The organism is Sphingobacterium sp. N143 (genome assembly GCF_030325625.1).
GTDB lineage: Bacteria > Bacteroidota > Bacteroidia > Sphingobacteriales > Sphingobacteriaceae > Sphingobacterium.
The window spans coordinates 269,488-280,835 of the sequence record NZ_JACAIS010000002.1 but is presented as its reverse complement, the minus strand read 5'-3'; the positions used below and the strand labels follow the sequence as shown (position 1 = coordinate 280,835).

Here is an 11,348-nt window from a genome sequence, read left to right as displayed (position 1 = left end):
TATGATGAAGGGGCTGATTGTTTACATACTGCTGATCCTATCGGGATTGCAATTGCGGGCTGCGGTCGTACTACCCAATATCTTTGCGCATCACATGGTGCTGCAACGGGAGCAGCCAGTCCCTATTTTTGGTACTGCTGCCCCAGCTGAAACCATTACGGTAAGTTTCCAAAATCAGCAGGTACAAACACAAGCTGATGCGAGCGGAAAATGGAAGGTGCTGTTGCGGCCAATGAAAGCCAACAGCATCGGACAAACCCTCCACATTTCAGGGGAAAATAGCATCATACTGCACGATGTTCTTGTCGGCGAAGTATGGTTGTGTTCAGGTCAGTCCAATATGGAATATCAGATGCGGAAGATCGCAAAGGAAAAGGTCCCGCTGAAAGGGAATTACCATCCGAAGCAGGAGTTAAAGGAGGCCCATAACCCTAATTTGCGCATCTTTTTGGTCCGAAGAAAATTTCTGGCAAAGCCCGACGGGAAATATGAAGGCTGGGCTTTGGCCCAAGATTCGGCCTTGTCCCAGTTTTCGGCACCAGCCTATTTCTTTGGAAAAAAATTACAGGAAGAGCTGAAAGTTCCTGTCGGTATCATTACGGCGGCGGTAAGCGGAAGCCGTATCGAACCCTGGTTTGCCGAGGAATATTGGAATAGTTCCGCATATTTAAAAAATATCCCCAAGACCGGTGATCCTGGCAAGTTCTATCCGCTGATGATTGAACCGTTGGCACCCTATGCCATTCGCGGTTTTATCTGGTATCAGGGGGAAAGCAACGTGTTTCTCCAGGAAAATCTGAGTTACACCTACAAAATGAAGGCGCTGATCGAGAACTGGCGACAACTGTGGCATAAGCCCGATATGCCATTTTACTTTACCCAGATTGCGCCCTTTAACTATTCGCTGGATGAAAAAGGACAGGTCCGCATGGCGACAACTGTTTTGCCTGAATTTCGGGAAGCACAGGATCTTGTGCTGCAATTGCCACATACTGCCCGCATTGTCACGACCGATCTGGTCGACCATGTCAATGACCTGCATCCAAATTATAAATGGGAGGTCGGAAGAAGATATGCGCTGAAAGCATTGAAGTATGTCTACAAGAAAAACGTCATTGCGGATGGCCCGGAATTTAAGTCCGTTACCTTTAAAGACAGCCAGATCATTTTGAAATTCAACCATGCGGAAGGGCTGAAGAGTGCAGATGGAAAACCTCCGCGTCTCTTTGAAATAGCTGGCGATGACGATATTTTCCATCCCGTATCCGCGAGGATTGAGCATAACAGGATTATCCTGTCTACCATGGGCCATCCAAAAGTCCGTCAGGTGCGATTTGCCTGGGATGAGGCCGCCCAACCCAACTTAGTGAATGCTGCAGGACTTCCGGCAGCACCGTTCAGGACAGTTAGTCCTTTAAAATCCATTAAATTGTAAACCAATACCCTTATCATGAAAATAAACATAAAAACAGTCTTATCCTTCTTTTTTTTAGCACTGACCGGAGCTCAGCTTTCTGCGCAGCAGACTGAAACGCAGTATCTTTCGGGCAGGGGAAAGGATGACGGTATTTTATGGGATTTTAAGGTGAGCGAGGGCATGAAATCCGGTACCTGGAGCAAAATACCGGTACCTTCCAACTGGGAACTCCAAGGCTTTGGAAAATATAACTACGGTTTTAATAAAGAGGTGAATAAAGGCAAAGAAGTCGGCCTGTACCGTCATACTTTTAAGGTGCCGGAGACCTGGAAGGATAAGCAGATCAACCTGGTTTTTGAAGGAGTCATGACCGATGCCGAAGTGAAAATTAATGGCAAACTCGCCGGAGAAATTCATCAGGGATCATTTTATGTCTTTAAATATGATATCAGTAAGCTGATCAAGCGTGGAGCAGACAATCTATTGGAGGTTCAGGTTGCTAAGCATTCGGCCAATAAATCCGTCAATGCTGCTGAACGCGAAGGTGATTTCTGGATTTTCGGCGGAATATTTCGACCGGTATATCTTGAAGCGCTGCCACAAGATCATCTGGAACGGGTATCATTGGATGCTAGGGCAGATGGCACATTTCGGGCCAAGCTCAAAACAATGGGCCGGGCGGATGCGGTAGCAGTACAGCTTTTTGATGCCCAGGGGAATAAATTTGGTCCTGAATTGAAAACAAGCTTAACTAATAAAGAAGGTCTGATCAATGGCCGCTTTGAAAATCCGCAGCTATGGTCCGCTGAATTTCCACATGTATATCAGGCCGAATTTACCCTGCTAAGAAAGGGACAAGTACAGCATAAGTTGAAGCAAAAGTTCGGTTTTCGAACGGTAGAAGTCAAAGAGCGGGATGGGGTATATATCAATGGCGTCAAAATAAAATTCAAAGGTGTCAACCGGCATTCATTTCATCCCGAATCTGGCCGTACAACGAGTAAGGATATCAGTATTGCCGATGTTAAACTGATCAAAGAAATGAATATGAATGCCGTGCGTATGGCACATTATCCGCCGGATAACCATTTTCTTGTCGTCTGTGATTCGCTCGGCCTGTATGTGATGAATGAGCTGGCCGGCTGGCATGGGCATTACGATACCCCAACCGGGTCAAAATTGCTGAAAGAGATGATGCTGGTCTCTGAAAATAATCCTTCTGTGATTTTCTGGGCCAACGGTAACGAGGGCGGGCACAATCCCGAACTGGATCACATTTTCCGGGAACAGGATATACAAAAAAGACCGCTGATTTATCCATGGGCGGTTTACGGCGGCTTCGAAACTACCCATTACCGCGAATACAATTATGGTATCGGGACTTACGATCATGGACATCATATCGTGATGCCAACCGAATTTCTACATGGTATGTACGATGGTGGGCATGGTGCTGGTCTGGAAGATTACTGGAAAGCCATGTTAGCGAATCCCCTTTCTGCGGGTGGTTTCTTATGGGATTTTCAGGATCAGGGCATTGTGCGTACCGATAAAAATAAGTCCATTGATACCGATGGCAACCATGGTCCGGATGGTATCGTAGGCCCCTACCATGAGAAGGAGGGCAGCTTCTATACCATAAAAGAAGTCTGGAGTCCGATTTTCGTTGAAAAAAGAGAAATCACCAAGCATTTTGATGGAACATTCCAATTGGAAAACAGGTATTCCTTTACCAATGTAGATCAATGTACATTCAGCTATGAATTCAAGAAATTGAGTGCCGGCCGGCAAGTTAACGCAAGCACAACAGGAGCTATTTCAGCACCCCATATTGCACCTGGTGCTAAAGGTGTATTAAAGATGGAGCTTCCACAGGGCTGGGAACAATTTGATGTGTTATATGTGACGGCCAAGGATCCCAAAGGACTGGAAATCTTTACCTGGAGTTTCCCGGTTGTTCTGCCCGAGACTGTAGCAAAGTCCATGATGACAGCCCCGGGATCGCAAAAGATCAAGGTGACGGAACAGGCAGGTTCTTATTTGATAAGTGCCAATGGAATCAGTTATCAAATCAATAAGAAAACAGGGCTGTTGGAGCAGGTACAGAATGCGAAGGGCATCATCCCTTTTCGGAACGGGCCAGTTTTACAGGAAGCCGTCAATAACTACAAGAACTTTACCCTGAGCCATGAAGATGACAAGGTGGTCATCCAGTCAACTTTTGACAAAAAAGAAAGCTACAATACCCTGCGCTGGGAAATTCTGCCTTCCGGACAGCTCAAGATGCATGTGCAGTATTTTCCTGAAAGTTACTTCACACGTTTCGTGGGTGTCAATTTTGACTTTCCTGAAACGGATATTAAAGGCGTGGAATATATGGGGATGGGACCTTACCGGGTATGGAAAAACCGGATGAAAGGAAATCAGTTTGGTGTTTGGAAAAAAGATTATAACAATACAGCGACGGGCGAACCTCCGTTTGAATACCCTGAGTTCAAGGGCTATCACGCAAATATGTACTGGACAAAATTTATCGGAAAAGAACAAAGTTTCACCGTCTTTACAGACCGGGAGGATGTGTTTCTACGGTTGTATACACCGAAAGAACAACAGGATACGGAGTGGAAAAACATGGATGTGATCTTTCCAAAAGGAGATATCTCCTTTATGAACGGCATCTCCGCTATTGGTTCCAAAACTCAAAAACCGGAAACAACGGGGCCTATGGGGATGAAACATGTGTACTATGATTTCGAAAAGGAACCAATACGGGCCCTGCATATGGTGTTATATTTTGATTTTAAATAGCAGGATATCGGAAAATGATAAGATGGATATTCCATCGTAAAAAGAAAAAAAATAGGCGGTATGAAATCCGCGCAAAAAATAAAAACCTGGTGCCACTGTGCGCTAATGATTAAGGGGATGCATTCATGAAAGCAATGGAGATCAACAGGATGGATAAATATGGACAGCGAAAACGACAGGCTGTTCAATTTTTGATCGTGCTACTGGGCACGATCTGGAGCTCTGTTGTACAGGCTAAACCCATTGTGTATGATTTGTGCACCGAGCAGTTACAAAACCCACAGGGGATAGATGTGGCAAAGCCCCGGCTGAGCTGGAAAATTCAAGCGGACGAGCGTGCCACTGTTCAAGAGGCTTATCACATTCTGGTGGCCTCTTCTCCAGAAAAGCTCCAGCAAAATATCGGTGACCTGTGGGATTCCGGCAAGCAGCTGTCACACAACTCCATCAATAGACTGTATGCAGGAAAGCTCTTGCAGAGCCGGGACCAGGTTTTCTGGAAAGTAAGAGTCTATACGAATAAAGGCGAGACCGGCTGGTCTGAACCTGCACGCTGGACAATGGGCTTATTGCACTACAAGGATTGGGTCGGACGCTGGATCGGTTTTGATCGTTATTTCCCCACCGATGATGAACAGCAAGGGCGACTGGCAGCACGTTATTTCAGAAAGGAATTTAAGACCGCAAAAAAGGTGAAAACAGCTACAGCCTATATCATGGGCTTGGGTTTGTACGAATTATACATCAATGGCAAAAAGATGGGGGACCAGGTCCTGGCTCCGATTCCGACAGACTATAGCAAAAATATAAAGTACAATGTACTGGATGTCACGCAGGCCCTTTCAGAGGGGCAACAACATGCCATTGGCGTCATGTTGGGCAATGGCCGTTTTTATGCTATGCGGCAGACAAAACCTTATAAAATCAAGACCTTTGGATTCCCCAAAATGCTGATGCAGATTGAGGTCACCTATGCGGATGGAAGTACAGAAACCATTAAGACGGATGATTCCTGGAAAGGGACCACTACTGGGCCTATCACGGCAAATAACGAATACGATGGCGAATGCTACGATGCCCGTCAGGAGCTGGGGCAATGGACGAACAGCGGTTTTGACGATCACAGTTGGTTAAAGGCCAATTATGTACAGGAACCCGGTGGGAACTATGAAGCACAGCTAGGAAGCATGATGAAAGTGATGCGGGATATTAGCCCTGTCTCCATTCGTAAACGGCCCGGGGGGAGCTATATCATCGACTTCGGACAGAATTTTTCGGGTTGGGTAAAACTTCGCGTCCATGGTCAGCGGGGGACTGCTCTAAACCTTCGCTTTGCCGAATCATTGACTGCGACTGGTGATTTGTTTACAACCAACCTGCGCGACGCAAAGGCGACAGATCAGTATATCTTAAGGGGGGAATCAATGGAGGAATGGGAACCGCACTTTACCTATCATGGCTTCCGCTATGTTGAGGTCAGCGGTTATCCAGGAGAACCCAAAAAGGAGAATTTCATCGGCCGGTTAGTCTATGATGATATGGCGAATGTTGGCTCTTTTGCCTCTTCCAACCCCCTGTTGAACCAGATCCATCAGAATGCCTGGTGGGGTATCGCTTCAAATTATAAGGGAATACCCGTAGACTGTCCCCAGCGTAACGAGCGCCAACCTTGGCTCGGCGACCGTCCTGTGAGTGCTTATGGAGAAAATTTCCTCTTCGATAACGCAAACTTTTACCGTAAATGGCTCGATGATATTCGCCTTTCACAAAAAGAAGATGGCGCAATACCCGATGTAGCACCAGCTTTTTGGAAATACTACAGCGACAACATCAGCTGGCCCGGAACCTACCTTTTTGTTGCTGATATGCTTTATCAGCAAACCGGGGATACCATGATCCTTCAAAGGCATTATCCTTACATGAAAAAATGGATGGATTATATGCAGTCGCGGTACAGCAATACCGCGGGGATTATCACGAAGGATAGCTATGGCGACTGGTGTTTCCCTCCGGCCAGTATTGAAGCCGGAAGGGGAAAAATTGCAGATAAAAAATACCCAAGTGCCTTAATTTCTTCGGCATATTATTATCAGCTGTTGCAGGTTATGGCCCGTTTTAGCGCCCTGCTTGGCAAGCCTGCAGAGCAGTCGGATTTTTTGAGTCGCGCTGTGGGCTTGCGGAAAAACTTCAATGCGGCCTTCTATCAAGCAGAAGGATACTATGGTAGCAATACATTGACAGATAATCTGTTGGCTTTGCAGTTCGGCTTGGTCGAAGAACAGCATCAAGAGAGGTTAAAGGAGCATATACTGAGCATCATCGAGAAGAAAAATAAGGGGCATCTCAGCACGGGGGTTATTGGGACCCAATGGATCATGCGTAGTCTGACGGCGATGGGTAGAGCTGACCTCGCCTATAAAATTGCAACGAACAAGACCTATCCCTCCTGGGGATATATGGTTGAAAATGGGGCTACAACCATATGGGAGCTGTGGAACGGAAATACCGCACACCCCAAAATGAACTCTCAAAATCATGTGATGATGCTGGGCGATTTACTGGTTTGGCTATATGAGGATCTGGCAGGTATTAAATCGGAAGGAAATGCTTTTCAACAGATCCGGATGCAGCCCCAATTTTTGGCCGGACCAAACCATATACAGGCCAGCTATGGCAGTAGTTTTGGTCCGATCGAATCAAGCTGGACCAAGTCGAACTCGGTATTGAAATGGCGTGTTTCGATTCCGGCCAATACCACGGCTGAACTTTATTTTCCGACCGGAGATCTGAAGGCTATTCGTGAGCATGGCATTCCTGTGGACCAACATCAGGATATACAACAGTTCGAAAAAGCGGCCTCGGGCAGTAAAGTGTTGATCGGATCAGGAACCTATCAGTTTACAATCAATTTATAAGACCATGAAAAAGACTTTAATTTGTGTATTCAGCTGCTTATTTATAGGTAATTTATTGCCGCAAAACAGTATTTTGGCGCAAACAACCAACCAGGAACGGGAGAAAGCCACGCAGTGGACCGCACAGCTTGGGCTTACAGATCTACAAAAACAACAACGTGTAACGGACTATATTTTTCAGCATCTCGTTGCGGTAAAAGATTGGCATAACAGCCACCCTGCAAGTACAGTTCCTGCGGGAATTAATCCATATACCGGGACGAGGCTCAGTGAGCTGGACCGCTCGATTATTGCTGATTCTGCTCAACCGGATTCAATCCATGGCAATTTGATGCATGGTCTACGAAAAGAACTGAATGAGAAGCAGGTTGCACAGATTTTGGACCAATATACCATTGGGAAAGTGGATTTTACATTGAAAGGCTATCATGCAATTGTACCGGACCTCAGCATAACGGAAGAACAGTTTATCCGTAAGAATCTGGAAGAGGCACGTGAGAAGGCAATTGATTACAAGAGCATGAAACAGATCTCGGCGATATTTGAGATCTATAAAAACAAATGTGAAGCTTACTTAAATGCCAACGGTAGAAATTGGCGACAGTTGTTCAAAGATTACGTGAACAAGGTGAAAGCCGAAAAAGAACATAAATCAAACTAAAAGGATCAAAATCGTCTGGTCAAACCTGACTACTGCTGATCTAAACAATAAACCCATTGTCTTGGCCGATATACCGGCCGTGCGGGGCAATAAGATGAAAAAAAGAAAAATGAAAACCACTGTAAAGCTATTGACACTTGTGTTATTCTTATGTGCTGGGGCCGTTTATGGCCAGAATCCGACCTTAAAGGTCTGGCAAAAAGGCATTCAAAAAGATGAATTTATCTACGATAAGGCCCCTTTTCCGTCTTGCCATTCGGCAACCATGGCGGAGACGGACCGGGGCTTGGTCTACGCGTTTTTTGGGGGCACTAAAGAGCGGAACCCCGATGTGGAGATTTATGTTTCTCGCTACGAAGAGGGACAATGGACTGCTCCAGAATCCGTAGCTGATGGTGTTCAGCCAGATGGGAAGCGACTACCTACCTGGAACCCGGTGCTCTACCAGATTCCAGGTGGCGATTTATTGTTATTTTACAAAATAGGTCCCAAACCATCTGAATGGTGGGGAATGATCAAACACTCCAAAGATGGTGGAAAAACCTGGTCTGCAGCTGAAGCTTTGCCCACAGGTTTTATTGGCCCGGTGAAGAATAAACCTGTTCTGCTGCAAAATGGTCATCTGATCGCGCCTTCCAGTACCGAAGGAAAGGGGTGGAATATTCATTTTGAAGTCAGCACCGATTTCGGGAAAACCTGGCGTAAAACTGGGCCTGTCGCCCGTGGTGCCGATGATTTGGATGCCATACAGCCTAGTATCCTGGATCATGGCAATGGCAAGTTGCAACTACTGGCCCGTACCCGTAACCGGGCGATCGCAACGGCCTGGTCTACCGATTGGGGTGAACATTGGACGCCACTTGAAAAGACAGCCTTACCCAATAATAATTCCGGTACCGATGCACTGACGCTACAGGATGGTACACATGTCTTGGTGTACAACCATGTGCTGCCTGAGGGCAACCTGGCCAAAGGAGCCCGCACACCGCTTCATGTCTCATTTTCTAAGGACGGAAAAAACTGGTCGGCGGCCTTGATTCTGGAAGATTCACCTATTAGTCAATACTCGTATCCCGCGGTTATCCAGACCAAAGATGGGTTGCTCCATTTCGGCTACACCTGGCGCCGGAAAAAAATGAAACATGTCGTTGTTGATCCTAAAAAGGTGAAAATGACAGCGATCGAAAATGGCCAATGGCCGCAACGGAAAGGCTATGAAAAACCAGATGCAAATACCTATGTTAAAGAAGAAGATTAGTCTATTATATGGGCTGCTATTGTTGTTGTTTTGCCTTTCCGGCAAAGGGCAGGAGGCACCATTGGATTACGAAAACAACTTTAGACAACCTCTGGAAAAGGTACTGACAACATTAGAAGAGCGCTTTGAAGTACATATCAAGTACAGCCCCGATCTTGTCAGTGACCGATGGGTTGATTTTGCACCCTGGAGGCTCCGTGCGGATCTGGCGGCGACTGAAGTTAATTTGCTTTATCCCCTGGGCTTAAAACTCCAACAGGATAAGCCAGGGCAATTTAAATTGAAAGCCTACGAATACCATCGCTGGAAGCCGGAGGAGGGTTGGGCGTTTTTGGATCTGCTCGCCAAAAAATATACAGACAAAAGTAGCTGGGAAATACGCAAAAACCAGCTGCGGGACGCTGTTCGGAAGGTTATGTACTGGGACCAACTGCAGCAGATTCCAAGGAAGGAAATTCAGTTGCAGTCCGTCCGCCGTTATGCCGACTATCAGGTTCAAAATTTTGCCCTGGAGATTGTTCCCGGCGTTTATATCAACGGAAGTATCTATAGGCCCGGTAAACCGGAAAAGAAAATCCCGGTTGTGCTGTCCCCGGATGGACACTGGGCTAAACAACGGTATCGCCCCGATGCGCAAAAGCGCTTTATCACTTTAGCTAGAATGGGTTGTATGGCCGTCAGCTACGATTTATTTGCCTGGGGGGAGTCTCTCTTACAGTTTTCATCGCAAGATCATCGCAGCAGCATTGCCATGTTGATGCAGACCTGGGGTGCAGAACGGATTCTGGACTATGTAGCCAGTTTGCCGCAGGTAGACCAATCGAGGATCGGCATCAGTGGTGGATCTGGCGGTGGCAGCCACAGCATCCTGATGGCTGCACTGGATGACCGTATTACATTGGTCGCACCCGCAGTGGCCATGTCTTCCTATTTCTTTGGGGGCTGCCCCTGTGAAAGCGGATTGCCCGTGCATTTCGTCTGCGGCGGAACCAATAATGTTGAACTGGCCGCCATTGCAGCCCCAAAACCTTTGCTTATCATTTCTGATGGTCAGGATTGGACCCAGGAAACGGCCAAGCATGATTTCCCCTATCTGCAACAGATTTATGGCTACTATGGTAAAACGGAATTGCTGAAGCATGCCCATTTTCCACAGGAAGGACATGATTTTGGCTTCAACAAAAGACAGGCCCTGTACCAGTTTATCATCGAAAATTATCAACTCAACGCGGCTAAATTAACAGATATTATAACGGAAAAAGGCATACAGATCGAACCTGAGCAGCTGCTGTACAGTTTTGGTGAAAAAGGTGAAAAACTACCTAAAGATGCAGTGAAAGGAATAGCCGAGCTCCGAAAATTATTGACCACTTATCAAATAAAGTTATGATGGACCGAAAGAAATTTATCCTTGGAACCTTGGCGCTAGCCAGTTTACCCCTGCTGCCGAGCGTTGTTTTTGCCTCCAAAAGTAGGCAGCGCTATCAGGTAGCCGTCATTGATCTGATGCTGTTAAAACGGCAAAAGCTAAGTGCGGTAGCTTTAGCAAAGGAGATTGGTGCTGACGGACTGGAAGTGGACATGGGTGGTCTGGGAAACCGGCCCACGTTTGACAATAAGTTTGTGGATCCAGCATTCCTGAAATCCTATCAGCAGGCTATTTCCGATACAGGATTAACCATCTGTAGCCTAGCAATGACCGGATTTTATGCGCAGTCCATAGCGGCGCGGGAGAATTACCTGCAGCCCATCCGGGACTGTTTTGATACCATGAAGAAATTAAATGTGAAGCTAGCCTTTCTCCCGCTAGGGATCCAATGTGATCTGGTGGAACATCCCGAATTGTGGCCTGTGCTGGTCGAGCGTTTGAAAGTGATTGGACAGCTCGCCCGAAAGTATAAGGTTACCGTGGCGATAGAAACGGCCTTGTCCGCCCGTGAAGAAAAGCGGTTTCTGCAAGAGATAGGTCAGTCCACCATAAAAAGCTGTTTTAATTTTTCCAATGCCTTGAAGAAGGGTCGGGATCTGATTCAGGAACTGGAAATATTGGGCAAAGACCACATCGCACAGATCCATTGCACAGATGAAGATGGTCTTTGGTTGCAGGAAAATAAGCGTTTGGACCTGCAGGCGGTAAAATGCTGCCTGGACCGCATGGACTGGAAAGGCTGGTTGGTGATCGAGCGCTCCCGCCGACCGGAGTATATCCGTGATGTCAAAATGAATTATAGTACCAATACAAAATTTGTCAAGGAGGTATTCCAATGAAGTTTTGCCGGATCATACTGC

General features: G+C 46.6%; 7 protein-coding genes. All 7 read left to right on the top strand.

Annotation, left to right across the window (positions count from 1 at the left end):
* The first annotated feature begins 1 nt into the window (after nucleotide 1).
* The 7 genes from HX021_RS04830 to HX021_RS04800 all read left to right on the top strand — a co-directional run bounded on the left by HX021_RS04830 (nucleotide 2) and on the right by HX021_RS04800 (nucleotide 11,327).
* Nucleotides 2-1,435: a sialate O-acetylesterase gene (locus HX021_RS04830; RefSeq protein WP_286588841.1), complete on the top strand. Its 1,434-nt coding sequence runs from the start codon at nucleotides 2-4 to the stop codon at nucleotides 1,433-1,435.
* Between the two features lie 15 nt (nucleotides 1,436-1,450).
* Nucleotides 1,451-4,225 carry a glycoside hydrolase family 2 protein gene (locus HX021_RS04825; RefSeq protein WP_286588840.1) on the top strand — a complete coding sequence of 925 codons (2,775 nt, stop codon included), beginning with the start codon at nucleotides 1,451-1,453 and terminating at the stop codon, nucleotides 4,223-4,225.
* A gap of 125 nt (nucleotides 4,226-4,350) precedes the next feature.
* Nucleotides 4,351-7,140: an alpha-L-rhamnosidase gene (locus HX021_RS04820; RefSeq protein WP_286588839.1), complete on the top strand. Its 2,790-nt coding sequence runs from the start codon at nucleotides 4,351-4,353 to the stop codon at nucleotides 7,138-7,140.
* Between the two features lie 4 nt (nucleotides 7,141-7,144).
* The gene (locus tag HX021_RS04815; RefSeq protein ID WP_286588837.1) at nucleotides 7,145-7,801 is read left to right on the top strand and encodes a DUF3826 domain-containing protein; all 657 of its coding nucleotides are present in this window, start codon (nucleotides 7,145-7,147) and stop codon (nucleotides 7,799-7,801) included.
* Between the two features lie 109 nt (nucleotides 7,802-7,910).
* On the top strand, nucleotides 7,911-9,059 hold the full coding sequence (locus HX021_RS04810) for a sialidase family protein (protein ID WP_286588835.1): 1,149 nt from the start codon (nucleotides 7,911-7,913) through the stop codon (nucleotides 9,057-9,059).
* Nucleotides 9,040-10,449: a glucuronyl esterase domain-containing protein gene (locus HX021_RS04805; RefSeq protein WP_286588833.1), complete on the top strand. Its 1,410-nt coding sequence runs from the start codon at nucleotides 9,040-9,042 to the stop codon at nucleotides 10,447-10,449. The genes HX021_RS04810 and HX021_RS04805 overlap by 20 nt, the downstream gene beginning before the upstream one ends.
* A complete protein-coding gene (locus HX021_RS04800) occupies nucleotides 10,446-11,327 on the top strand; it encodes a sugar phosphate isomerase/epimerase family protein (RefSeq protein WP_286588832.1) in 882 nt (293 codons plus the stop codon). The genes HX021_RS04805 and HX021_RS04800 overlap by 4 nt, the downstream gene beginning before the upstream one ends.
* Nucleotides 11,328-11,348 lie beyond the last annotated feature (21 nt).